Genomic DNA, 26,499 nt, shown 5'->3' with positions numbered 1-26,499 from the left:
TTCCTCCCACGTCTTAAGTTCTCAGATGGACATCTTCTGCAACTGCGTTTCGAGCCGATCAAGATTTTCCTCATTGGCTGAGGATGCAATTTTCTTGATAGCGTTCAAGACGGCAGCGTTTTCGAAAAGCTGGCGCCAAGTTAGTCTGGTTGTGCCGCCAAGATCCTCGAAGGTTGCCGTGAGTTGATAATGGGGTTCACATACGTGCCGCAGCACGATCCGTTCTGGCCCGATTTCGACAAATTCGCTTTTATTGGGATAATCGACTCCGTTCGGTCCGTGCATCACAAACTCCCATGTCCCTCCCGGCCGTAAATCAAATTCGTGAAAAGTGTTTGTAAACCCGTTCGGGCCCCACCACTGAGCCAAATGCTCGGGTTTAGTCCAGGCTTCGTAAACGAGAGCAGGGGATGCATGTATCACCCTCGTTGTTACCAATTCGTATTCTTCCGCTGAGCTGGTTTCGCTATTTGTCGCATGGTTTTCTGTCATGCTCGTTCCTCCTTTACATAGTTTGAATAGGTTAGTCGATCTCCAGCTGCATACCCAGCTTATCCATCATCTCCTTGGTGCCTTGCTCGCGCTGAGCCGGCGTATCGTGGCCATCGAGAAAGACGCCTTGCTCGGTGAAAATCAGCTTTGTGCCTTCTCCCTCTGGCTTGAACTCGACGGTCGTTGCGGAAACGGAAATTCGCGTCTCGCCCATATCCAACGTATAGGTATAAACGATGCGCTCGTCTGGCACAATGTCGTGGTACCGGGCATTGAAGGTAAACACTGCTCCGCCGGGAGGCCCACCTTGTGTGCGTTCTCCACCGCCGACACGGAAGTCAAACTCATCTGCTTTCGAAAACCATTGCTCTTTCATGTGAGGATTCGCCCAGTAGGCAAAAACCTTTGCTGGCGGAGCTTTGTACACTCGTTCAACGACGAAAGTGTGATGAATGGAAGATCGTTCGTTCATGATTTTCAGCTCCCTTGATTCGATTCGTCAGCATCCTTGTCGAGGAGGTCGCCAAGCTGATCCAGGCGATGCTCCCAGTTCATCCAACGTTCGAGGATCACTTTTTCTTGGCTCTTTTTCATCATTTCTAATAATTTTGTAAAATCTTCAACCGTCACTGGTTGTTTCAAAAGCATGAGTTCGGACACGGATTCCAATCCGGCCAAAAGCTTTTGTTGCATCTGGATCGTTTCTTTTAGACGGGCGATTTGCAGCGACACAATTTGCAGCGGACTAAAATGGCCGCCGGTTACTACGGACTTAATCTCCTCAAGCGATAAGCCTAGCTCTTTTAAGGACAAAATTTGCTGCAGTCTCGATAGGTCGGCCTGGTTATACAGCCTGTGCCCCGAATCGGAATGCGCCGAAGGAGAAAACAGGCCAATCTGATCGTAAAATCTCAATGTTCGTAATGTGAGTCCTGTGAGCTTAGCAAGATCTCCGACTTTCCAAAGCTGCTTCATAATCACCTCTTTTTGTGCTGCGCATCTATTTGCCGGCAACTATACTATAAAACATAACGTTACGTAAGGTGCAAGTGTTATCTCTTGAAACGGAAAAAATATAACGAAAAGGCCCTAACATAATGTTATGCTAGGGCCCTTCGTATTTCTAAATCACTCCAATTACATTTAAAAATACGATTATAATTGCAATTGGTGCTATATAGCGAAGTAAGAATAACCATAATACGAATAATTTATAGCCTTTATTTTCACTTACTTCCAATTCTCTCATTAATACATCTTTCTTCATTTTTAACGGTACAAAGATCGCAACTAATAATACACCGAGTGGCATAAGAACATTACTTACTGTAAAGTCTGCTAAATCGAAGACGGTTTTTCCAAACAATGTCACATCGCTTAATACACCATAGGATAGCGCCGACGGAATCCCTACAACAAAGATTAGTAATCCGACAATCAGCGCCATTTTTTCGCGTTTCCCGTTCCCTTTTTTCGTTAAAGAGGCAACGCTAATTTCCAACATAGAAATTGCTGATGTTATCGTTGCAAAGAAGAAAAGTAACAAGAAAATAATGAAGAATAGCTTTCCGAATGCCATTTTGCTGAAAATCGCTGGCAATACAATAAATAATAGACCTGGCCCTTGAGATGGTTCCATTCCAAATGCGAATACAACCGGGAAAATAGCAAGACCTGCAAGCAATGTAATCACAAGCGTTAAACCGACGATAGAAAATGCGGAACGCGGTAAACTTTCTTCTTTCGGTAAGTATGAGCTATACGTTACCATGACTCCTACACCGACAGATAATGAGAAGAATGATTGACCCATCGCATATAACACAATTTCAGATGTTACATGTGAGAAATCTGGTTGTAAGAAGAAACGAACTCCTTCTCCAGCACCATCTAATGTAAGTGCTCGAACAATTAATACAAAGAATAAAACAAATAGTGCTGGCATGAAATATTTATTTACTTTTTCAACACCGTTTTGTACACCTTTACTTACGATAAAAATAGTAATCAAAATAAATAATAGCTGTGCTCCAACCGCCAAATATGGATTGGAAATGATTTCACCAAAAGTTGCTTCGTACGCGCCATTTCCTTCCCATAGTCTGCCTGTAATTGCGTTCCATAAATATAATAGAATCCATCCTCCTACAACACTGTAGAATGAAAGCAATATGAAGCAGGTTACAATCCCTAATTTGCCGACCCACGGCCATAGCGTCTTTGGAGCAATATCTCTGTATGCCTCAACAGCCTCTTTTTGTGCACTTCTTCCAATTACAAATTCCGCCAATAATAACGGTAAACCAATTAATAAAGTAAAACCGATGAAAATAAGAAAGAACGCACCGCCGCCTCCAATACCGGCCATATATGGGAACTTCCATATCGCGCCAAGGCCAATTGCTGAACCTGCTGCAGCTAAAATGAAACCTAATTTCGATGTCCATTGCTGTGAATCCATCTCTTTATCTCCTCTCTGCTTCTTCTATTTCTTTGTCTATTACGATTCGGTCTTTATTCATATTGTTCTATCGTAGATCCTTTCTCATACAACCACTTCCTTTCAAATAAAAAACGTCCCTACGTAAATACGTAGGGACGATGAAATATCGCGGTACCACCCTAGTTGTGAAGATACAACAAGAGTAAGACCTAAATAAAAACGTCCCTACGCAAATACGTAGGGACGATAAAATATCGCGGTACCACCCTAGTTATGAAGATAGAACAAGAGTAAGACCTAAATAAAAAACGTCCCTACGTAAATACGTAGGGACGATATATATATATCGCGGTACCACCCTAGTTGTGAACAAAATTCTTCACCACTTTATTTGATAACGGTATTCACTACCGTCTTTCATTTCCTCACAAGTGAGATTTATGAAAGATGCTCCAGGACGAACTTCATGAATAATCTATATACTGATTCACACCAACCATCAGCTCTCTGAGATAGGGAGATTTCCACTACTTTATCCTTTCATAGCCCAAATATGTAGTTTTCCGAAATGGATATTAACATTTTTATCACGCATTAAAAATTGTGTCAACTAATTTTTGATTTTCAATGTATTATTTTTCGATATAAATAAACTTTTGAATGAATACTACTGAACCCACGATATGCCTTTACTTGAAATTACAAACGGTTGTAATATTTAGTCAGGAAATTTCCGAAAAAATAACTGAATATAACTCATATTTAGTTGAGAAATTCGGACTGAAGCCGATTCAAGCAAGTAGTGAATCTGTAAGTGAAGCGGCTAGAGAGCTTAAGCTTAAACATGGCCTTGATAAAGTTTATCCAGTAATTTATAACGTAGATCAAATGTTTTTAGTAAAAAGAACTTTTGATAAAGTTAGTGGGAAATTGTCAGTAAGTCACATGTGGTCAATCAACTTTGTCACTAGTAATACTGGGATAACAGTAACTGTATTGAATATCGGCAATGATTCATAACGTGGCATCATCTAAAATAAACAACCCTTATTTTCTCTTTCCAACTAAGTGTAGCTGATCCAAATGATCAAAGTATGTATGAGAGGATGAGATAATTGAATCTAATGCAACTTAAGGTGCCAGCAGGTTATGCCGTAACCTATAACAAATTCTACGATATAGATCCTATGCTTAGTGAGGGTAATGATTACCTAATTGAGAACTGGGGATTCTTCACAGAAGATTTATTACAAATAGTTAAGCTGAAAATTAATAATGGAAAATGGTACATTCCTGAAAATGAAGACGTTTTACTCTTTGATCTAGGTTGGTACCCAGATTCAGATATAAATGGTCATTACCATTTGCAACTTGTTGATGGACAATGGAATCAAATTAAAAGCATCTCTTCAAAAGATCGATTTTTAATTAAAGTGGCACTTGAAGAATGGATGGAAGAACATCAAAAAGTGTAATATTATTGCGCAACTCAAAGAAATTGGAGTAATCCTAAGGGGATGAAAGACATAATAAACAAACTATCGGTTGAGAATCGGAAAAGCAAGTATGTAAAAATTGCTCATCCAATAATACTAATTGATGAGCAGCCTCTGGATGACATATTAAATGAATTCTATCCTGATGATATGATTGTAGGTTTGATTCCAACAATCGTTGATTGGATAAGTTTTGATGAGGAATCGAAAGTAATAGAGCATATATATGAATCGAAGGATGTTATTAAGATATTACCGATACTAATGTGTCCGGATGATTGCGATTTGTCATGTACTGTCATTGTTGCAGAGGTGGAAACGACAAATGATCAGATAAAGTGGAACCGGATTGGAATAGATAAGAATAATCCTATGGAAGTAATTAATAAATATAAATTCTTTGAAACAGGAATTGAATGGCTAGATAACGTTCCAGGAATGACTTTTAGTAAAGAAGATTACAAATCTTTAGATAAGATTTATAAGCGCAGAATCCCATGCCTAGCTCCTTAAGGCTCTCGGATTCGGAGATAGATACAAGAACATTATGTGAAATACCTGCAAAGGAACTGGTGGTGACATTGAGTTGCTTAATTTCGATTTGAATAAGTCCTTAGATGACCTTGAAGGATGTGATTGGGGGCATCCAGAGTATAATTCAGGTCTCATCATAAATGTACATAGATTAAGAAAAACACCCTTAAAGGATTTTACAAATGAAGATCTAAGAGTAATGATTTTGCAGCAAATTAGCCTAGATTACATACTGCCGATTGCTTTCACACGGTTGATTCGTAATCCGATTGCCTCTGGTGACCACTACACAGGTGATTTGTTCTGTGCAATCTTACATGTGAATCAAAATTATTGGAGGAATAACGATGAACTGAAACATGAGTTAGAATACTTAATTGATGAATTTGAGGAGACGATTAATAGTATCATTGGTTCCATTAATAAATATAGAAATACGATTAAGGATATCTAAACCAATAGAATATTTGGGGAAATAATGAAGTTATTCTTAAACACTACGCCGTTCAGGCTTGAAATAGGATGTGGATTAGGTTACGGATCGAGCGGTTAAGTACAGAATCCTGGGACTTTTCATGCGCAGTATTAAAAAATAGAAACAGTAAATAGCTAGATGAAGTTTCGAAGAAAGTCAAATAACACCGTATTTGAGCTATGGGCTTGCTCTTGGTAGGTGACAGAACCCCGTACTCAGCTTATAAGCCTGCAAGGTTAATTCCTTTTGATCCAAATTGACACGGCTTAGGTCTCTCGGGTTCTCAATCCCAGAACGTATACGAATCGGGGGAAAAGAGTGAGTTCGTAAAAGAGAGGGAGTAATTGAGTTGATAATCGAACTAGACGGTTACTTTTTACATAAGTACTTATTGTCTAATTCTGATTTAGAAATAAGTGAACTTGAAAGAATGTTTGGTCAAATTACTGTTCGAGGTGAAAGACCGGAAGGGATCTATGAATACTTGTGTAAAGAATATGGAATGAAAGAAATTGAAAAAATCAATGATAGAAGAATAGATATAGTGATTGATCTTGATACCTTTAAGATTTACAAACCGATTTATTAAACATAATATCTGATAGGCAATTCGACGCATACAATAACATCATCTTGCAACACATTTACGCATCGAGTTCCCGGCTCTCGTTCCCCGAGAAGAATTCGGTGGAGAAGCGGAAACAGGGAGTCAACCCTACGGAATCTAAACGTGACGCCGACGGTCGCTGACCCTACATAAGATGAAATCTGGATAAATCCATAAACAAGAACATGAACTGAAATCATTGAAAAACTAGTCAAGTAAGATCAAATGAAACAGTAAAGGGTGGAATCCATTGAAGCTACATTACACAGAGTCGGGAAATACAAAAGCTTCTCTCATTGTTTTCTTACATGGGGGAGGAGTGAGTGGTTGGATGTGGGCGAAACAAATTGAATACTTTAAAGATTATCATTGCTTAGTTCCGGACTTACCTGGACATGGGAAGAGTCCTTGCACAGACTTCTCAATTCAGAATTGTGCTGAAGAAATATTAAATTTGATTCTAACTAAAGCACAAGGCAAAAAGGTTATTTTAATCGGATTTTCTTTAGGCGCACAAGTTGCTATGGAAATACTAAGTATGAACCCAGATATAGTAGATTATTCAATAATAAATAGTGCACTTGTTAGACCAGCTCCATTTGTAAATAAAATGATTCAACCTGCCATCCGGTTAACTTATGGGCTAATAAAAAATCGAACTTTCTCGAAGCTTCAAGCCAAACAGTTATACATTGGTGAGGAAATGTTTGAAACCTATTATAAAGAAACCAGTAACATGGATATGAACCTTCTTATTCAGATTTTAGAAGAAAACATGTCTTTTCGTATACCAACAGATTTCAGCAAGTCTACATCAAAGATTTTAATTACGGTTGGGGAAAAAGAGAAGAAAATGATGAGGAAATCCTTATTAGACATCGTAGATAACACAATCCATTGTAAAGGCGTTATCATACCTAATGTTGGTCATGGAGTATCTCTTGCCCAACCTGAGTTATTTAACAAGCTTGTTGAAGCCTGGATTCATGACCGAGAATTACCGTATGGACTTACCCTCGTAAGGTAATGGATTGACATCCGGAGAAAGGTTTGCTTACTCAAAGAAAGGTTGGCGCTAAAATTGCGGATATGGTTTTTATCAGGCTTTTATTACAGTAACGAGTTAATCTTTACGAGTGTATATAAGGAGAGACAAAATTGATAATTTGTTTTTACGATAATTCCGAGATTAAGGACGAACCAATTATTAATATTGATCGTGTATATTGTTTGGATTTTGAGAAATTCACTAACGATTCATGGGATAGATTGGCTGAAATTTATTCTTTGCTCCCATCTCAAATAATTATGAATCATATTGGTCAGCCATGTTGGTTTGGTGAAGAAGGTAAAACTGACTTCTTTCTATGGGCATCAGTAGAACCATCAGGGCTGCAGATTGCAGGGACTCTGAGATCAGGTGATTGGAACGAATGGGAAGGTAAATTTAATAAGTACATAGCTGTGTTTCCCTTTTTTGAATGTTAGCGATTACAGGAATCGATAGGAACTCGAAGAGAGTCATGGCCTCATCTAACACCATAGAGAAGACTATTTTTCCTTGAATGTCAGATGTATAATCATGGAAGGCGCCAACCACTTATAACACCATCTACGCAGCGAAATTTTCCAAGAACGTCATATCTATTATCAAGTAACGAATAAGGGGACGAGCGGATATGAAAGGAATTACGAATGAAAGATTCGCTGTTATAAGACGTTCCTTTCCATTTTATTTATGTGCTTTATATCTAATTTTAGAGGTCGTTACGATATGGCACTTAAGTAAAGGCGATCATCCAAAAGAAGTGAACTACTTTCAAATAACTGCTGATAACGGTGTTGTTCTTCATGTGCTGAAGACGGAGCCGAGTCGTATTTCGCTTCATAGCATAAACGACAACGTCGTGAAATCGGGAACCAATGGGATAAATGGTGGATTCTTTTGGGGAAATCAGTTGTTAAGCATCGCGGCTATGGATGGTATGCCCGTAAGCGGAAGTCCGAAAGAATACGGATCAGGCTGGTTTAATGTCAAATATGCTCGGGGAACCATCGTTTATGATCGGGTCACAAAAATAGTCGACGTGCAACGAGCTACAAGCGTCGATGATCTACATATCTCAGATGCTGCGAACTTCTGGGCTCAGGGTGGAATCAGTATGAATATAAAGGACGATAGCAACTGGTATAGAATTGCGGTTGAAGAAGAAGGGTTGCCGTTTCCCGATGACGAGCGCCTTCGCAGTGGTATGGTCTATGATAATTATGGGGAATTATACCTGGTTGTTACTTCTACCAAATGTACGGCAGAAAAATTTCGTACTGCGATTAAGGGAAGTATTGCCGATGGGGAGTTGAATGAGGCCATATTTCTAGACGGGGACGGGTCTTCACAACTACTCGCTGGTAACATCGAACTGAAGGGTGACGGCCGACCGGTGGTGCAGATGATCGCGGTAAATGGAGAATAACAAGAATAACACGATCAAGGCTATCGCCCTTTGATTGTAAGCTGTATAATCGTGGAAGGAATGATGACTTAGCCTAAGATAAGAGCATAGGCTGGGTCATTTCGTGTATATAAAAACATTAGACGAAAATTATCTGAAGCATGAAGGGAGATAAAGTGAAAATGAAATTGGATATTATATATGTACCATCGGTTTGGGGACTGAATTAAAACATAAACATTTCAGGAGATTCAAGTGGTTGGCATTTTGAGTCATTTTTGAATCGTTCTTGTATTCAGAATCTTAAAAGATGAAGGGATGACAATCCTATGGATTTTCTATGGTACGAGCTAGATGACATTTTACATGACAAGATTACGTTTGTTGTTATGATAGCAAAATATAAAAATGAACTAATTATAATTAGAAACAGGAATCGAGAAGTTTGGGAGCTTCCAGGAGGAAGAAGAGAAGAAGGAGAATTTATTATAGAAACAGCAAGCAGAGAATTGTATGAGGAAACAGGCTCCATAAAATTTGAATTATCACCATTAGGCATATATGCGTTTCATGATAGTTATGGGATGGCATTTTATGCAGAGGTAGAGGAAATAGATGAATTACCGGAATCAGAGATCGCTGAAATACGATTGATAAAATCATTACCCGAAGGACTGAACTATGGAGAAGTGTATTATAAGATGTATGAGAGACTAGATCTAGTAAGGAGAACAAATAAAGGATTGAAAACGTATAAAATCAATTACATGGATCGACCTGCTAAATATGAATTTTGAAAACAATTCAGAAAATATAATAATTCTTAAACACTTAGCTTCGTATTTCGAAGATCCATTTGGTGATATGTTGAATTTATTTGAGGGATTAGAAAAGCAAAAAATGCTTGTACATATTCATGGTGTTGTATATAGAAAGATTCTTCAGAATGAAGAATCATGTTGAATAATCAATCATTTGAAGGATGAATGCAGCATGGACACTTTAGGTATTTGGTCGTCAGGGAAATTTTTTTATGATTGTTTTGAGGACAGTGTAGTTGTTTTTACAGGGACGGATATTGGTTATATCGTGTTTTTCAACCTTATATGTGAGGATATTATCGTGTTTAAGCATCGAAAAGATGCTGATGGTGAGTATATAAGTACACGATTTGAATGTTCCTTCATGGACGGAGTACTTACGAAAATCGAAAGAGTGAAGCAAGAAGAGAAGTTTACATATAAGCAATATAAAGAAGAGATTTATACTGGGGAAGTTGTAGAAGTTATCGAATTTGATAAGCCAGTCATTATGGATGATTCTAGATTCGGTCTTGAAACCCGAGATTTAGAATCGTATCGTATATTACTAACAATTCAGCAAAGACTTCAGTTAATACCAGAAGAATATAGAGCTCTTTTATAGTAAAGTAAATGTAATCTAGGAACAGTGAGGACATAAAGATGACGAAGAAGCTATATTATGAATCCGCCTATATCCGGGAGTGGAAGACACAAATCACTCGCAGATTGGAGCGGGAGGATGGAACCTATCTGGTATTGAATGAGACAGCCTTTTATCCACACGGTGGGGGACAGCCCTGCGATCTGGGGTGGATCAATAAAATTCCAGTTCTTGATGTCGTTCTCGAGGAAGGGGAAATTCTGCACAAAGTCGAGCATTCTCCTGAGGTGGAAGAGGTCGACTGCCGCTTGCATTGGGATAGAAGGTTCGACCATATGCAGCAACATAGCGGTCAGCATCTGCTGTCAGCTATGTGTCTGGAAGCATGCCAGGCGGAGACGCTCAGCTTCCACCTAGGTGAGGATTATGCCACGATTGATGTTGCCCGACCTGATTTGCCGAAGGATCAGCTTATGATGTTGGAACTGGAGGTTAATGATCAGATTTACCTGAATCGCAAGGTCACGAATTATGTTGTGACTCAAGCGCAAGCTGCGGAGCTGCCGCTTGTGAAGCAGCCCAAGGTAACTGACGATATTCGGATCGTTGAAATCGAAGGTATCGAGTATAACGCTTGTGGCGGCACACACGTCTCAGCAACAGGTGAGATTGGAATGATCAAGCTGTTGAGAGCTGAGAAGCAGAAGGGGCATATGCGTATCTATTTTAAGTGTGGATACCGTGCGTTGAACGAATTTAATGCCGGTGTGGAGATTCTCGGTAGTCTAGCGGCCCGATTCAATACGGGAAAGGAAGAGATCTTGGATCGGATTGAAAAATGGGATCAGGAGCAGAAGCAGCTGCAAGCTGAATTGAATGCGGTGAAGGCTGAGAATGATGCTTATCTGGCTGAGAAGCTGTTGGCAGACCGTCAGGGGAGCTTAGTTAAGCATGTATTCACGGATAAGATGCTGAAGGACATGCAGAACTTGGCTGCTAAGCTCACCGAACAAGGTGACGTTATCGTGCTTTTCATGTCCAACTCTGATCATAAGGTACTGCTCGCCCGAGGAGGAGAGGATGGTCTTGCCTGCGGTGCCTTCTTCAAACAGCATTTGGCCGATTATCGGGGCAAAGGCGGAGGCAGCGACAAGATGGCACAGGCCGGATTTGCTACTCGAGAGGATGCAGAGGCATTTTATCAATTTGCAGCAGAGTCATTATAAGGGAAATAGATTTGTTTAAAACAGACAACACGCGGCCCAGCCTAAGATACCAGCTATCTAAAGCTGGGTTGCGACGTATTTACACCTGTCATCGAGGGCATTGACTAGCAAATACATAAAATGTTCAGGCCAATGAAAAGGGACGATCAAATTGAAAATAGTAAAATTAGAGATATTGTTGTTATCTATGCTTTTTCTGCTGGTTGGCTGTACGACAAATGTCGAGCAAGAATTAACGAAAGAAGAAGCGATTCGATTGGCCATAGAAGGCGAAAACCAGTTATCGACGATTGTTGTATTTGGCCAGATGGATCGTAACAAAGCGTTAGATCCCGGGTGTGATAGCTTTCAATCAGAAGATCACTACTTTACTTATATTTGTGATGCAACAACTGAAGTGGACATTAGAAACAAGCTTGATCCATTTTACACTCCGAAGTACATTGAAGAAATCATGGGAGATTTCCGTATACAACATGATACAAACGGAGTTCTGGCGGAATTATTCGACGGAGGTTACTCCCAACAATCAAAGGATTCTATACGCAATGTTACCATCGAACAGAATGGGAACAGAACAAAGGCAATTCTTGATATGTATGTAGGCTTAGACGGAGAAAGAGACGTTAAAACTTCAAAAGTAGAATATGAATATATACAAAACGCAGGCTGGAGGATTGCATCGAACGGTTTATTATTCTCAGAAATGAAGCAATAATAGGGCAGAAAACACCCATCATGTTTTTGATCATACAATCGAAAGCTCTAGTTAAGAGGGTGGTTAATGTCTTAAAACCATTGTCCCCCAAGAGCTCTTCATTACGAACATGAGGTTTGCAAGTGGATGGCAGATCGATCGCCTAACACAATATTCGCATGCGGGCAATGCGGCCCTTGATCTCTAGCAGATGTTTCGTAGAAGCCTTCATCAAGAGATACGTACATTACCCTGTGCCGGTGATTTGAAGATTAAATATCGTTAAGCTTGAACATAAATGTCGGCGGCTCGTGCCTTTAAGGTACGGGCTTTCTTTGTGTTACTTTCGTTTTTCTGGAGTGAAGCTGTTCATAACTCATATTTTGGATTGGTGGATGCACATTTTGGGTATAGATCATAAACTTTACAATTATGTCAAAAAAACAACAATTCGTATTGTGTTACAAAAAATTAACGGATTTCGACATGATTCTTAATAATTCCTTTATATAATTACAAAAGGTACCATTTGTCGCCACGATTAGGGCGACAAGGTGCCAGCAAATTGAAGGGAAGGAAGTGGTGACGTCCGTCTTGAATAGAGCGTCATTGATTATGAATTCAATAACTGTACTGTACGGATGTGAGGAAACAGAGTATGGGAACATGTAAAAAATCATATTCGGAAAGGGATGGTTTACTTGTCAAGTAAAACGTTTATCAAAACAATTCCGTTGTCAAAGGGACAAATCCCGCTTTTATCGCATGATTCGATGTATCCAAACAACACTTGCTACAATGAATCGTTTGCGTGGCATATTTATTCAAAGCTGGATATAGAAACTGTACAAAATGCTTTTATTGAATTCGTAAAACGTCATGAATGTTACCGAACTGTCTTTATAATGGAAGAAGAGCATGTGCAAAAAGTGTATAGCGAACCAGTTCTCGATTTCAAGTCAATCGCAGTAGGGGATTGGGGAGAGTCGGCAGTTAACCAGTACCTGTTGGCAGAGTCTCAGGAGAGTTTTGACCTGAGCAATGGGCCATTGTTTAAAGTCAGGTTGCTGTGTTTTAGCGAGGAACATTATGTGCTGTACATCATACTCCATCATATTGTTTTTGACGGCTGGTCTTTATCTCTGATATTAGATGAGTTTGGTTTATTGTATAAACGTTTATATAACGGAGATCTGCAAGAGAATACCCAACTGCAATGCGTGGAGTTCTCGTATTCGGATTTTGTCAGTTGGCAGGAAAGCCTGTTACAGAGCGAAGCCGGGCAAACATCAGCGCAGTTCTGGAAACATAAACTATCAGGCGAACTTCCTGTGCTGGAACTGCCAGTTGATAAGAAGCGTCCGCCTGTTCCTGCTTTTGCCGGGGGATTGGCGCCTTTTGCCTTGCAGGCGAAAACGAGCGAGAAGCTGTCTGCATTTTGCAATAAAGAAGACAAGTCTTTGAATCGCGTGTTATTAGCTCTCTACTCTGCTTTTTTACATCGGTTATCGGGGCAAAACGAAATTATCGTTGGAACGCCCAGATACGGTAGAAAAAATCGAGATTTCCATCATTCTTGTGGTTACTTTGTGAATTTACTTCCGATTCGGATGCGTTTTAGTGAAAATGACTCTTTTAAACAATTGCTTCTGCAAGTACAAGAAGAATTAACGGATTGTACCAATCATCAGGATTATCCCTTCTCGCTTATGGTTAGCGAAAACAGTCTTCAGCGTGATATGAGTATTCCAGCAGTTTTCCAAGCGGGGTTTGTACTGCAAAAAGCTTGCAAACAAGATGCGGCTATTTTTCTGGGCAATGCTACAAATGTTTTCGATTTGCACGGGTTAAAGCTCGCTCCGTTTCCTTTGGAAAAGAAGGTCTCCAAATTCGATCTGACTTTATTTGTTGAACAGGAAAGTAATGGAACGATTGCAGCGAATTTTGAATATAATAAAGATATTTTTCATGAAGATTCAATTCAAAGATGGATTCGTCATTTTGATCATTTTATTCATACGGTGCTGGATAATGCTGAAGAAAGAATGGCTGACATTCGTCTTTTATCTCAGGATGAGGAGCAGCAGCAACTGGTGGCATGGAACCGGACGAAGACGGCGTATCCACGGGATCAGGTGATTCAGGAGCTGTTCGAGGAGCAGGCGGCGGCACGGCCGGAAGCGGTGGCAGTCGTTGACGAAGCCCGCCAGCTGACGTATGGGGAACTGAATGCGCGGGCCAACCAACTGGCGCACTGTTTGCGAAAGAAGGGTGTGAAGCCGGAGACGCTGGTTGGAATCTGCATGGAACGCTCGGCGGATCTAATCGTCGGGATCATGGGGATCTTGAAAGCCGGGGGCGCATATGTGCCGATGGATCCGTCGTATCCGCAGCAGCGCTTGACTTACATGACTCACGATGCGGGGATTGAGTTAATGGTAACCCTGAACGAGGCAAGCGGATGGGTGCCGGAGCCTATCACGCGCATCTGTCTGGACAGCGCTGCCGATCAGAAAATGCTGTCACAGGAGAGCGATCGGAATCCGCCGGTCATGACGACATCGCAAAATGCAGCTTACGTCATGTATACGTCAGGATCTACTGGAAACCCGAAAGGCGTCGTTGTGGAGCAGCGCAACGTGGTTCGTCTGGTGAAAGAAGCGGGCTACATCCCTTTCAGCGCCGAAGATAGAATGGCTCAAACCGGTGCGATCGGGTTCGATGCCAGCACGTTTGAAGTGTTCGGCGCGCTGCTGAACGGAGGATCGCTGTATCCTATCCCAAGGGAAACGTTGCTGGATGCGCCCGCGCTGGCGGCGTTTGTACATCGTCATCAGTTGACGACGATGTGGTTGACATCTCCATTGTTCAACCAGCTCGTTCAAAAAGACGCTGCTATGTTCGCGGGTCTTCAGCATCTCATCATCGGCGGGGATGCGCTGTCGCCGGTTCATGTCAATCAGGTGCTGCGTTCTTCTCCTGAATTGTCGCTGTGGAACGGGTACGGTCCGACCGAGAATACGACGTTCTCAACTTGTTTCTTGATTGACCGTGCGTATGAGGAACAGATCCCTATCGGTAAACCGATCGGCAACTCGACGGCGTATGTGGTCAATCAGCACAATCACTTAAATCCTGTCGGCGTACCGGGAGAGCTTTGTCTGGGCGGAGACGGCGTTGCGCGCGGGTATTTGAACCAGCCTGACATGACAGCGGACAAATTCGTGTCCAATCCGTTCGTTGCGGGAGAGCGCATGTACCGGACAGGGGATTGGGTGAAGCGGATGCCCGATGGAAATCTGGTTTATTTAGGGCGGATGGACAAACAGGTGAAAATCAGAGGATTCCGGATCGAAGTTGGTGAGATTGAGGCGATTCTCAACCAACATCCGACTCTGCGACAGGCGACCGTCGTCGTGCGGGAAGACAGGCCGGGGGAAAAGCAACTGGCGGCATATCTGGTCGGAGAAGGCAGCACGCAGGAATGGCGGGCATACTTGAGCGAGCGATTGCCAAGCTATATGGTGCCAACATTTTTTGTGCAACTTGATAGTTTACCGATAACGCCGAACGGGAAAATCGATACGAGGGCGCTGCCGATTCCGACAGTGTCGTCGCAAGAGGACTATGCGGCGCCGCAAACTCCGGCGGAGGAGCTTGTTTCCGCGGTATGGAGCCAACTGCTTGGCGTGGAGAGGATCGGTATCTATGATTCCTTCTTTGATTTGGGAGGCCACTCGCTGCTGGCGACGCAAGCGGTTTCGCGTCTGCGCGAGGTGTTCGGCGTGGAGGTGGCGGTGCGCGACCTGTTCCAACACCCGACGATCGAAGGCTTATCCCGCCGATTAACGCTGTTAGCTCAAGGGGGAGAAGGGGCGAAGCGACCGCCGATTCAAGCGGTGGAACGAGGCGTAAATATGCCAGCATCGTATGCCCAGCAGCGGCTCTGGTTCCTCGATCAACTGGAACCGAACAGTCCGCTGTACAATATTCCATGCGCATGGCGGTTACAGGGAGCCTGGAAGCTGGACGCGTTGGAACAAGCCTACCATGCGCTGATTCAGCGTCATGAAGCGCTTCGCACTGTCATTGGCGAGGCGAACGGCGAGCCGGTGCAGATCATTCGCGAACATCAGCCTGAGCGTCTGCCTGTGACGGATCTTCGTCATCTGGCAAGCGAGGACAGGGAGCGCGAGCTGAAATCGCATATGCAAGCGGAGGCAGACAAGCCGTTCCAACTGGCTGAGGGACCGTTAATCCGGGCGCAGGCCATCGCGATGGGAGAGAACGATTGGGTGCTGCTGTGCACGCTGCACCATATCATATTTGACGGATGGTCGCTGGACATATTCGTTCGGGAATGGCTTGCACTATATGAGGCGTTTGCAGGAGGGCAGCCAGCGGCATTGGCACCGCTATCGTTGCAATATGCCGACTACGCGCATTGGCAGCGGAGCTGGATGAGCGAAGACGTGATGAACCGTCAGTTGGCGTACTGGGAGGAAGAGCTGGGCGGGGAGCTGCCTGTGCTGCAGCTGCCGACGGATCGTCCGCGTCCGGCGCAGCAAAGCTACCGGGGAGAGCGGTATGAAACTGATCTTCCGGCCGCTTTGCTCGTCAAGCTAAAAGCGCTCAGCCGTCAAGAGGGAGCGACGTTATTCATGACGCTGCTCGCCGCCTACCAAGGATTCCTCTCCCGCTATACGGGACAGACGGATATCACCGTCGGCAGTCCGATTGCGAACCGGCATTACGGGGAAATCGAGGAGATGATCGGATTTTTTGTCAACACCCTTGTGTACCGTGCAGATGTGTCAGCCAATCCGAGCTTCCGGGAGTTGATATCGCAAGTGCGCGGGAAAGCATGGAAAGCGCAGGAGCATCAGGACATCCCGTTTGAGAAGATCGTGGCGGCGCTGCAGCCGGAGCGGTCGGCGAGCTATTCGCCATTGTTTCAGACGATGTTTACGCTGCAAAGCCGTCCGAGCGAGCTGCCGATGAACTCGGAACGCCGGATGGACACGATAAGCAGCTTTATGTCGGTCGCGAAGTTCGACTTGACGGTAGGTGTGCAAGAAGTCGAAGAGGGGATGCGCGTCAGCTTCGAATACAGCACGGACTTGTTCGACGCGTCAACCATCGAGCGGATGGCGGCACACTTCGAGCGATGGCTGCATGAAGTGGCGGAGTATCCGGAGCGATCGATAGGCCAGATGCAGTTGATTAGCGAAGCAGAAACGAAGCAGCAACTGGAGATATGGAACCGGACGGAGACGGCGTATCCACGGGATCAGGTGATTCAGGAGCTGTTCGAGGAGCAGGTGGCGGCAAGGCCGGAAGCGGTGGCTGTTGTTGACGGAGACCGCCAGCTGACGTATGGGGAACTGAATGCGCGGGCTAACCAACTGGCGCGCTGCTTGCAAAAAAAAGGCGTGAAGCCGGAGACGCTGGTTGGAATCTGCTTGGAACGCTCGGCGGATCTGATCGTCGGGATCCTGGGGATCCTGAAAGCCGGGGGCGCGTATGTGCCGATGGATCCGTCGTATCCGAAGCAGCGTCTGACTTACATGGCCCACGATGCAGGAATTGAGTTTCTGGTGACCCAGAGCGAGGCAAGCGGATGGGTGCCGGAGCCGATCACGCGCATCTGTCTGGACAGAGCTGCGGATCAAGAGATGCTGTCACAGGAGAGCGATTGGAATCCGCCGGCCATGACGACACCGCAAAACGCAGCTTACGTCATGTATACGTCAGGATCTACCGGAAACCCGAAAGGCGTCGTTGTGGAGCAGCGCAACGTGGTTCGTCTGGTGAAACAAGCGGGCTACATCCCTTTCAGCGCCGAAGATAGAATGGCTCAAACCGGTGCGATCGGGTTCGATGCCAGCACGTTTGAAGTGTTCGGCGCGCTGCTAAACGGAGGATCGCTGTATCCTATCCCAAGGGAAACGTTGCTGGATGCGCCCGCGCTGGCGGCGTTTGTACATCGTCATCAGTTGACGACGATGTGGCTGACATCTCCATTGTTCAACCAGCTTGTTCAAAAAGACGCTGCCCTGTTCGCAGGTCTTCAGCATCTCATCATCGGCGGGGACGCATTGTCGCCGGTTCATGTCAATCAGGTGCTGCGTTCTTCTCCTGAATTGTCGCTGTGGAACGGGTACGGTCCGACCGAGAATACGACGTTCTCCACGTGTTTCTTGATTGACCGTGACCGTGCGTATGAGGAACAGATCCCTATCGGTAAACCGATAGGCAACTCGACGGCGTATGTGGTCAATCAGCACAATCACTTGAATCCTGTCGGCGTGCCGGGGGAGCTTTGTCTGGGCGGAGACGGCGTGGCACGCGGGTATTTGAACCAGCCTGACCTGACAGCAGACAAATTCGTATCCAATCCGTTCGTTGCGGGAGAGCGCATGTACCGGACAGGGGATTGGGTAAAGTGGATGCCCGATGGGAATCTGGTTTATTTAGGGCGGATGGACAAACAGGTAAAAATCAGAGGATTCCGGATCGAAGTCGGGGAGATCGAAACGGTGCTCAGCCAGCACCCGACTCTGCGGCAGGCATCCGTCGTCGTGCGGGAAGACAGGCCCGGGGAAAAGCAGCTGGCGGCGTATCTGGTCGGCGAAGGCAGCGCGCAGGAATGGCGGACATACTTGACCGAGCGATTGCCAAGCTATATGGTGCCGACGTATTTTGTGCAACTGGACAGTTTGCCGTTAACGCCGAACGGGAAGATCGATACGAGGGCACTACCGATTCCGACAGTGTCGTCGTGGAATCAAGAGGGCTATGCAGCGCCACAAACGCCAGCGGAGGAGCTCGTTGCGGCGGTATGGAGCCAGCTGCTTGGTGTGGAGAGGATCGGTAGCTATGATTCCTTCTTTGATTTGGGAGGCCACTCGCTGCTGGCGACGCAGGCAGTTTCGCGTCTGCGCGAGGTGTTCGGCGTGGAGGTGGCAGTGCGCGACCTGTTCCAATACCCGACGATCGAGAGCTTATCCCGTCGATTAACGCTGTTAGCGCAAGGTGGAGAAGGGGAGAAGCGTCCGCCGATTCAAGCGGTGGAACGAGGCGTGCATATGCCGGCATCGTATGCCCAGCAGCGGCTCTGGTTCCTCGATCAACTGGAACCGAACAGTCCGCTGTACAATATTCCATGCGCATGGCGGTTGCAGGGAGCCTGGAAGCTGGATGCGTTGGAACAAGCCTACGATGCGCTGATCCAGCGTCATGAAGTGCTGCGTACTGTCATTGGCGAGGCGAACGGCGAGCCGGTGCAGATTATTCGTAAACACCAGCCCGAGCGTCTGCCTGTGACGAACCTTCGCCATCTGGCAAGCGAGGACAGAGAGCGCGAGATGAAGTCGCTCATGCAAGCGGAGGCAGACAAACCGTTCCAACTGGCTGAGGGGCCGTTAATCCGGGCACAGGCCATCGCGATGGGAGAGAACGATTGGGTGCTGATGTGCACGCTGCACCATATTATATTTGACGGATGGTCGTTGGACATTTTTGTACGGGAATGGCTCGCGCTGTATGAGGCGTTTGCGGAAGGGCAGCCAGCGGAGTTGGCACCGCTATCTTTGCAATATGCCGACTACGCGCATTGGCAGCGGAACTGGCTGAGCGAAGACGTGATGAACCGTCAGTTGGCGTACTGGGAGGAAGAACTGGGCGGGGAACTGCCTGTGCTGCAACTGCCGACGGATCGTCCGCGTCCAGCGCAGCAAAGCTACCGGGGAGAGCGGTATGAAGCGGATCTTCCGGCCGATTTGCTCATCAAGCTAAAAGCGCTCAGTCGTCAAGAGGGAGCAACGTTATTCATGACGCTGCTCGCCGCCTACCAAGGTTTCCTCTCCCGCTATACGGGACAGACGGATATCGCCGTCGGCAGTCCGATTGCGAACAGGCATTACGGGGAAATCGAGGGGATGATCGGATTCTTTGTCAACACCCTTGTGCACCGTGCGGATGTGTCGGCCAATCCGAGCTTCCGTGAGTTGGTGTCGCAAGTTCGCGGGAAATCATGGAAAGCGCAGGAGCATCAGGACATCCCGTTTGAGAAGATCGTGGCGGCACTGCAGCCGGAGCGGTCGGCGAGCTATGCGCCATTGTTTCAGACGATGTTTACGCTGCAAAACCGTCCGAGCGAGCTGCCGGTGGACTCGGAATGCCGGATGGATACGATAAGCAGCTTTATGTCGGTCGCGAAGTTCGACTTGACGGTAGGCGTGCAAGAAGTCGAAGAGGGGATGCGCGTCGGCTTCGAATACAGCACGGACTTGTTCGACGCGTCAACCATCGAGCGGATGGCGGCACACTTCGAGCGATGGCTGCATGAAGTGGCGGAGCATCCAGAGCGATCGATAGGCCAGATGCAGTTGATTAGCGAAGCAGAAACGAAGCAGCAACTGGAGATATGGAACCGGACGGAGACGGCGTATCCACGGGATCCGGTAATTCAGGAACTGTTCGAGGAGCAGGCGGCGGCACAGCCGGAGGCGGTGGCAGTCGTTGACGAGGATCGCCAGCTGACGTATGGGGAACTGAATGCGCGGGCGAACCAACTGGCGCACTACTTGCGGAAGAAAGGCGTGAAGCCAGAGACGCTGGTCGGGATCTGCATGGAACGCTCGGCGGATCTGATCGTCGGGATCCTGGGGATCTTAAAAGCCGGGGGTGCGTATGTGCCGATGGATCCGTCGTATCCGCAGCAGCGTCTGACTTACATGGTCCACGATGCAGGAATTGAGTTGATGGTGACCCAGAGCGAGGCAAGCGGATGGGTGCCGGAGCCGATTACGCGCATCTGTCTGGACAGCGCTGCGGATCAGGAGATGCTGTCACAGGAGAGCGACCGGAATCCGTCAATCGCCACGACGCCGCACAACATGGCCTATCTGATTTACACCTCAGGAACTACAGGGAATCCGAAAGGGGTTATGGTCGAACATCACACACTGATCAACATGGTGTTCTGGCATCAGCAATTTTATCAAGTAACGGAACAGGATCGTGTGAGTCAAATAGCAAGCATCGCATTTGATGCTGCAGTTGCAGAAATATGGCCCTGCTTGAGCAGAGGCGCCAGTTTGTATGTGTGCAAGGAAAGCGTAAGAACGGATCCTGAAGCGTTGCAGGATTGGGTCGTTGACCAGCAAATTACGATCAGTTTTATGCCAACGCAGATGGCCGAAATCATGATTCATCTGCCCTGGCCGTCGCATACATCGTTACGCTGTTTGCTGACGGGGGGGGATATGCTGCGGCAGTCTCCGCCAGCTTCATTGCCTTTTGCACTCATCAACAACTACGGTCCTACAGAGTGTACAGTCGTGGCTACAGCAACAGAGGTCAGCCCTTTGCAGGAGGGCGTACCGCCGATTGGAGGGCCAATAGCGAATACGAAGTTATACGTATTGGATCGCCATCAACAACCTGTACCAATCGGTGTCGTCGGGGAGCTGTACATTGGCGGGGCAGGGGTTACCCGTGGATACTTGAATCGTCCAGAGCTGACGGAGGAGCGATTCCTTCCGGATCCTTTCAGCGGTGAGTCTGGAGCGAGAATGTACAGAACGGGAGATGCTGTAAAGTATCAGCCGGACGGCAACCTGATCTATGTAAGCAGGATCGACGACCAGGTGAAAATCAGAGGATTCCGGATTGAGCTCGGAGAGATTGAAATGGTGCTAAGTCAGTTGCCGACGATCAAGCAAGCTGTCGTCATCGTGCGGGAAGATAGGCCAGGGGAAAAGCAACTGGCGGCGTATCTGGTCGGAGAAGGCAGCGCACAGGAATGGCGGACATACTTGAGCGAGCGCTTGCCAAGCTATATGGTGCCGACGTATTTTGTACAACTGGACAGTTTGCCGTTAACGCCGAACGGGAAGATAGATACGCGGGCACTGCCGATCCCGACAGTGTCGTCGCAAGAGGGCTATGCGGCGCCGCAAACGCCAGGAGAGGAGCTCGTATCGGCGGTATGGGGCCAACTGCTTGGTGTGGAGAGGTTCGGTATCTATGATTCCTTCTTTGATTTGGGAGGCCACTCGCTGCTGGCGGCGCAGGCGGTTTCGCGTCTGCGCGAGGTGTTCGGCGTGGAGGTGGCAGTGCGCGACCTGTTCCAATACCCGACGATCGAGAGCTTATCCCGCCAATTAACGCTGTTAGCGCAAGGTGGAGAAGGGGAGAAGCGTCCGCCGATTCAAGCGGTGGAACGAGGCGTGCATATGCCGGTATCGTATGCCCAGCAGCGGCTCTGGTTCCTCGATCAACTGGAACCGAACAGTCCGCTGTACAATATTCCATGCGCATGGCGATTGCAGGGAGCCTGGAAGCTGGATGCGTTGGAACAAGCCTACGATGCGCTGATCCAGCGTCATGAAGTGCTGCGCACCGTCATTGGCGAGGCGAACGGCGAGCCGGTACAGATCATTCGCGAACACCAGCCTGAGCGTCTGCCTATGACGGACCTTCGCCATCTGGCAAGCGAGGACAGAGAGCGCGAGATGAAGTCGCTCATGCAAGCGGAGGCAGACAAACCGTTCCAACTGGCTGAGGGGCCGTTAATCCGGACGCAGGCCATCGCGATGGGAGAGAACGATTGGGTGCTGCTGTGCACGCTGCACCATATCATCTTTGACGGATGGTCGCTGGACATTTTCGTCCGGGAGTGGCTCGCACTATATGAGGCGTTTGCGGGAGGGCAGCCAGCGGCATTGGCACCGCTATCTTTGCAATATGCCGACTACGCGCATTGGCAGCGGAACTGGCTGAGCGAAGACGTGATGAACCGTCAGTTGGCGTACTGGGAGGAAGAGCTAGGCGGGGAACTGCCAGTGCTGCAGCTGCCGACGGATCGTCCGCGTCCAGCGCAGCAAAGCTATCGGGGAGAGCTGTATGAAGTGGATCTTCCAGCCGCTTTGCTCGTCAAGTTAAAAGCGCTCAGTCGTCAAGAGGGAGCGACGTTATTCATGACACTGCTCGCAGCCTACCAAGGTTTCCTCTCCCGCTATACGGGACAGACAGATATCGCCGTCGGCAGTCCGATTGCGAACCGGCATTACGAGGAAATTGAGGGGATGATCGGATTCTTTGTCAACACCTTGGTGTACCGTGCGGATGTGTCGGCCAATCCGAGCTTCCGGGAGTTGGTGTCGCAAGTGCGCGGGAAAGCATGGAAAGCGCAGGAGCATCAGGACATCCCGTTTGAGAAGATCGTGGCGGCGCTGCAGCCGGAGCGGTCGGCGAGCTATGCGCCATTGTTTCAGACGGTATTTACGCTTCAAAGCCGTCCGAGCGAGCTGCCAATGGACTTGGAACGCCGGATGGATACGATAAGCAGCTTTATGTCGGTCTCGAAGTTCGACTTGACGGTAGGCGTGCAAGAAGCCGAAGAGGGGATGCGCGTCAGCTTCGAATACAGCACGGACTTATTCGACGCGTCAACCATCGAGCGGATGGCGGTACACTTCGAGCGATGGCTGCATGAAGTGGCGGAGCATCCAGAGCGATCGATAGGCCAGATGCAGTTGATTAGCGAAGCAGAAACGAAGCAGCAACTGGAGATATGGAACCGGACGGAGACGGCGTATCCACGGGATCCGGTAATTCAGGAGCTGTTCGAGGAGCAGGCGGCGGCACGGCCGGAAGCGGTGGCAGTCGTTGACGAAGACCGCCAGCTGACGTATGGGGAACTGAATGCGCGGGCGAACCAACTGGCGCACTACTTGCGGAAGAATGGCGTGAAGCCGGAGACGCTGGTTGGGATCTGCATGGAACGCTCGGCGGACCTGATCGTCGGGATCCTGGGGATCTTAAAAGCTGGTGGCGCGTATGTGCCGATGGATCCGTCGTATCCGCAGCAGCGCTTGACTTACATGACCCAGGATGCGGGAATTGAGTTGATGGTGACCCAGAGTGAGACAAGCGGTTGGGTGCCGGAGCCGATTACGCGCATCTGTCTGAACAGCGCTGCCGATCAGGAGATGCTGTCACAGGAGAGCGACCGGAATCCGTCAATCACCACGACGCCGCACAACATGGCCTATCTGATTTACACCTCAGGAACTACAGGGAATCCGAAAGGGGTTATGGTCGAACATCACACACTGATCAATATGGTGTTCTGGCACCAGCAATTTTTCCAAGTTACGGAGCAAGATCGTGCGAGTCAAATAGCAAGCATCGCATTTGATGCCGCAGTGGCAGAAATATGGCCCTATCTGAGCAGAGGCGCTAGTTTGCATGTGTGCAAGGAAAGCGTAAGAACGGATCCTGCAGCGTTGCAGAATTGGGTCGTTGAACAGCAAATTACGATCGGTTTTATGCCAACGCAGATGGCCGAAATCATGATTCATCTGCCTTGGCCGTCGCATACATCGTTACGCTGTTTGCTGACGGCGGGGGATATGCTGCGGCAGTCGCCGCCAGCTTCATTGCCTTTTGCACTCATCAACAACTACGGCCCTACAGAGTGTACAGTCGTGGCTACAGCAACAGAGGTCAGCCCCTTGCAGGAGGGCATACCGCCAATTGGAGGACCAATAGCGAATACGAAGTTATACGTGTTGGATCCACATCAACAACCTGTACCAATCGGTGTCGTCGGGGAGCTGTACATTGGCGGGGCAGGGGTCACTCGTGGATACTTGAATCGTCCAGAGCTGACAGAGGAGCGATTCCTTCCGGATCCTTTCAGCGGTGAGTATGGAGCGAAAATGTACAGAACGGGAGATGCTGTAAAGTACCAGCCGGACGGCAACCTGATCTATGTAAGCAGGATCGACGACCAGGTGAAAATCAGAGGATTTCGGATTGAGCTCGGAGAGATTGAAATGGTGCTAAGTCAGTTGCCGGCGATCAAGCATGCTGTCGTCATCGTGCGGGAAGACAGGCCAGGGGAAAAGCAACTGGCGGCGTATTTGGTCGGAGAAGGCAGCGCACAGGAATGGCGGACATACTTGAGCGAGCGATTGCCAAGCTATATGGTTCCGACGTATTTTGTGCAACTGGACAGTTTGCCGTTAACGCCGAACGGGAAAATCGATACGAAATCTCTCCCGAAAATCGACAGTGTACTGCAAACATCTGCAAGTTATATCGCGCCTCGTCATGCAACAGAGAGAAAACTTGTACAGATTTGGTCAAGCGTGTTAGGGATGAAGGAAACTTCAATTGGCGTCCACGATTCCTTCTTTGACTTAGGCGGGCACTCCATGAAAATTATGGAGGCATTGGCAAAAGGGCTGACAGAAGGATGGCATGTAACGGTTAAGGATTACTACGATCTGCAAACCATACAAAAAATCGCGCAAAAGATTGACCATGGTTCAAAAAAATACTTGCATTCCGATACATCTAGGCTGCAATTTCTCAAGCCTCCGAAGAAAGACATCGCTCATGCAACCTACGACCCTATCGGTAATGTATTGCTTACAGGGGTCACGGGTTACCTGGGCATACATTTACTTGCGGAGCTGCTGGATGGAACCAATAGCAGAGTATATTGTTTGATTCGGGGAAGAGACCCACGGAATCGGTTGTTGGAACAGATTTCCTTTTACTTTCATGACAAGTTTGAAAAGTATAAAGTTATGCTAAGCAGCCGGGTTGTTATCGTAAAGGGGGATTTATCTGAGAAACAATTCGGCCTAAGCGATGCTGAATATGCTCAACTTGACAGTACGATCAGTAGTGTCATCCATTCTGCCGCGTTGACCAAACACTTCGGTAATTACGCTGATTTTGAAAAAGCGAATGTAACAACGCTTGAAGAGCTTATATCGTTCGTAGGACGTAATAAAAGGCTGCATTATATGTCCACGATGAGCGTATCAGGTCATATTACATTTGGGGAAGAGCAGCATGTATTTACCGAAAATGATTTTTACGTACAACAAAATTATGAGGATAATGTGTATGTGAAAAGTAAATTTTGGGCGGAACATGCACTATTCCAAGCGATCTCGAATGGGGTGGACGCTGCCATTTACCGGGTGGGCAATCTGACCAACCGGCACAGTGATGGGCAACATCAACATAATATCGCGGACAATGCATTTATGAGCCGCTTCAAATTTATGTTGCAACATGGGGTTGCCTCGAATCAATTCATATCTAATGATATAGAGTTTACTCCTGTTGATGCGTGCAGCAGAGCCGTCGTTGCCTTAATAAAAGCAGATGCAAGCGCTGGGGAAAACTACGTTTTCCATGTGTACAATCATCACAAAGTTGGACTTGGCGAGGTCTTGCAATTGCTACACAAGTCGGGGCATGAGATTGCTTTGTTGGATGGTGCGGCGTTCCAGGATCTTATGCTTCGATTATCTCAGGATGATAAGCACATTCATGACATTCAAATGTTAATGGCAGCAGGAGAACAGCATGAAGGCGATTATGCCATTGTCAAGCATGATTCGTTACAAACACAAATCGCCTTAAGCAAGGCTGGATTTTATTGGCCTAAAATTGATGCACTGTATATGCAAAAAATCGTGACCTACTTGCAAAATTCCGGATACTTACCAGTGAATGAGATGAGAAGCTTGATCCAGCACGTGTAGTGCTATGGCTGTGTATCTTGGGTTCGATCTCACATGATTCCAGGATTGACATCTAAACTGAGCATATATTTAACCTCGCAGCAGCTCCCTTGT

17 protein-coding genes and 1 other annotated feature are annotated in these 26,499 nt (G+C 46.9%); of the genes, 13 read left to right on the top strand and 4 right to left on the bottom strand.

Annotated features, from left to right (window positions below):
* Nucleotides 1-21: 21 nt before the first annotated feature.
* From RQP50_RS09055 to RQP50_RS09040, 4 genes are all read right to left on the bottom strand, one after another.
* Nucleotides 22-492 carry an SRPBCC family protein gene (locus tag RQP50_RS09055; protein WP_315744936.1) on the bottom strand — a complete coding sequence of 157 codons (471 nt, stop codon included), beginning with the start codon at nt 490-492 and terminating at the stop codon, nt 22-24.
* Between the two features lie 31 nt (nt 493-523).
* Nucleotides 524-964 (bottom strand): SRPBCC family protein, encoded by a 441-nt coding sequence (locus tag RQP50_RS09050; protein WP_315744934.1) that lies wholly within the window; start codon nt 962-964, stop codon nt 524-526.
* Between the two features lie 5 nt (nt 965-969).
* Complete coding sequence (locus RQP50_RS09045) at nt 970-1,467, bottom strand: MerR family transcriptional regulator (RefSeq protein ID WP_262866834.1); 498 nt, start codon at nt 1,465-1,467, stop codon at nt 970-972.
* Nucleotides 1,468-1,615: 148 nt separating this feature from the next.
* The gene (locus RQP50_RS09040) at nt 1,616-2,953 is read right to left on the bottom strand and encodes a sodium-dependent transporter (protein WP_315744931.1); all 1,338 of its coding nucleotides are present in this window, start codon (nt 2,951-2,953) and stop codon (nt 1,616-1,618) included.
* 307 nt (nt 2,954-3,260) lie between these two features.
* Nucleotides 3,261-3,488: a binding site (T-box leader), on the bottom strand.
* A 140-nt stretch (nt 3,489-3,628) separates the two neighbouring features.
* On the opposite strand from RQP50_RS09040, the gene RQP50_RS09035 reads away from it, so the two are divergent.
* From RQP50_RS09035 to RQP50_RS08975, 13 genes are all read left to right on the top strand, one after another.
* Nucleotides 3,629-3,955 (top strand): hypothetical protein, encoded by a 327-nt coding sequence (locus tag RQP50_RS09035; RefSeq protein WP_072732257.1) that lies wholly within the window; start codon nt 3,629-3,631, stop codon nt 3,953-3,955.
* A 104-nt stretch (nt 3,956-4,059) separates the two neighbouring features.
* The gene (locus tag RQP50_RS09030; RefSeq protein WP_227775240.1) at nt 4,060-4,410 is read left to right on the top strand and encodes a hypothetical protein; all 351 of its coding nucleotides are present in this window, start codon (nt 4,060-4,062) and stop codon (nt 4,408-4,410) included.
* 42 nt (nt 4,411-4,452) lie between these two features.
* Nucleotides 4,453-4,944, top strand: a complete 492-nt coding sequence (locus tag RQP50_RS09025) for a hypothetical protein (RefSeq protein ID WP_072732255.1) — start codon at nt 4,453-4,455, stop codon at nt 4,942-4,944.
* A 73-nt stretch (nt 4,945-5,017) separates the two neighbouring features.
* A complete protein-coding gene (locus RQP50_RS09020; protein WP_083545400.1) occupies nt 5,018-5,419 on the top strand; it encodes a contact-dependent growth inhibition system immunity protein in 402 nt (133 codons plus the stop codon).
* Nucleotides 5,420-5,789: 370 nt separating this feature from the next.
* Nucleotides 5,790-6,029: a hypothetical protein gene (locus RQP50_RS09015; protein WP_072732253.1), complete on the top strand. Its 240-nt coding sequence runs from the start codon at nt 5,790-5,792 to the stop codon at nt 6,027-6,029.
* 268 nt (nt 6,030-6,297) lie between these two features.
* A complete protein-coding gene (locus RQP50_RS09010) occupies nt 6,298-7,074 on the top strand; it encodes an alpha/beta fold hydrolase (protein ID WP_315744924.1) in 777 nt (258 codons plus the stop codon).
* 131 nt (nt 7,075-7,205) lie between these two features.
* Complete coding sequence (locus tag RQP50_RS09005) at nt 7,206-7,535, top strand: hypothetical protein (protein WP_083545283.1); 330 nt, start codon at nt 7,206-7,208, stop codon at nt 7,533-7,535.
* Nucleotides 7,536-7,726: 191 nt separating this feature from the next.
* Complete coding sequence (locus RQP50_RS09000) at nt 7,727-8,521, top strand: hypothetical protein (protein WP_268627641.1); 795 nt, start codon at nt 7,727-7,729, stop codon at nt 8,519-8,521.
* 308 nt (nt 8,522-8,829) lie between these two features.
* Nucleotides 8,830-9,297: an NUDIX hydrolase gene (locus tag RQP50_RS08995; RefSeq protein WP_072730748.1), complete on the top strand. Its 468-nt coding sequence runs from the start codon at nt 8,830-8,832 to the stop codon at nt 9,295-9,297.
* A 196-nt stretch (nt 9,298-9,493) separates the two neighbouring features.
* Nucleotides 9,494-9,925: a hypothetical protein gene (locus tag RQP50_RS08990; RefSeq protein WP_072730749.1), complete on the top strand. Its 432-nt coding sequence runs from the start codon at nt 9,494-9,496 to the stop codon at nt 9,923-9,925.
* Between the two features lie 38 nt (nt 9,926-9,963).
* Entirely contained in the window at nt 9,964-11,130 is a 1,167-nt protein-coding gene (locus tag RQP50_RS08985; RefSeq protein ID WP_072730750.1) for an alanyl-tRNA editing protein, read from the top strand.
* A gap of 151 nt (nt 11,131-11,281) precedes the next feature.
* Complete coding sequence (locus RQP50_RS08980; RefSeq protein ID WP_139295403.1) at nt 11,282-11,848, top strand: hypothetical protein; 567 nt, start codon at nt 11,282-11,284, stop codon at nt 11,846-11,848.
* Between the two features lie 671 nt (nt 11,849-12,519).
* Nucleotides 12,520-26,406 (top strand): non-ribosomal peptide synthetase, encoded by a 13,887-nt coding sequence (locus tag RQP50_RS08975; protein WP_315744914.1) that lies wholly within the window; start codon nt 12,520-12,522, stop codon nt 26,404-26,406.
* Nucleotides 26,407-26,499: the final 93 nt, after the last annotated feature.

The sequence above is a fragment of the Paenibacillus suaedae genome, assembly GCF_032337355.1.
In the GTDB taxonomy this organism is placed as follows: Bacteria; Bacillota; Bacilli; order Paenibacillales; family Paenibacillaceae; genus Paenibacillus_B; species Paenibacillus_B suaedae.
Note: the sequence above shows the minus strand (reverse complement) of the source record. Positions and strands in the feature narration are given on the sequence as shown.

Excerpts from the sequence above, each read along its gene's own strand:
- RQP50_RS09025 (WP_072732255.1), top strand. The coding sequence starts at position 4,453 with ATGAAAGACATAATAAACAAACTATCGGTTGAGAATCGGAAAAGCAAG.
- RQP50_RS08995 (WP_072730748.1), top strand. The coding sequence starts at position 8,830 with ATGGATTTTCTATGGTACGAGCTAGATGACATTTTACATGACAAGATT.
- RQP50_RS09040 (WP_315744931.1), bottom strand. The coding sequence starts at position 2,953 with ATGGATTCACAGCAATGGACATCGAAATTAGGTTTCATTTTAGCTGCA.
- RQP50_RS09000 (WP_268627641.1), top strand. The coding sequence starts at position 7,727 with ATGAAAGGAATTACGAATGAAAGATTCGCTGTTATAAGACGTTCCTTT.
- RQP50_RS08990 (WP_072730749.1), top strand. The coding sequence starts at position 9,494 with ATGGACACTTTAGGTATTTGGTCGTCAGGGAAATTTTTTTATGATTGT.
- RQP50_RS09030 (WP_227775240.1), top strand. The coding sequence starts at position 4,060 with ATGCAACTTAAGGTGCCAGCAGGTTATGCCGTAACCTATAACAAATTC.
- RQP50_RS08975 (WP_315744914.1), top strand. The coding sequence starts at position 12,520 with ATGGTTTACTTGTCAAGTAAAACGTTTATCAAAACAATTCCGTTGTCA.
- RQP50_RS09055 (WP_315744936.1), bottom strand. The coding sequence starts at position 492 with ATGACAGAAAACCATGCGACAAATAGCGAAACCAGCTCAGCGGAAGAA.
- RQP50_RS08985 (WP_072730750.1), top strand. The coding sequence starts at position 9,964 with ATGACGAAGAAGCTATATTATGAATCCGCCTATATCCGGGAGTGGAAG.
- RQP50_RS09045 (WP_262866834.1), bottom strand. The coding sequence starts at position 1,467 with ATGAAGCAGCTTTGGAAAGTCGGAGATCTTGCTAAGCTCACAGGACTC.
- RQP50_RS09050 (WP_315744934.1), bottom strand. The coding sequence starts at position 964 with ATGAACGAACGATCTTCCATTCATCACACTTTCGTCGTTGAACGAGTG.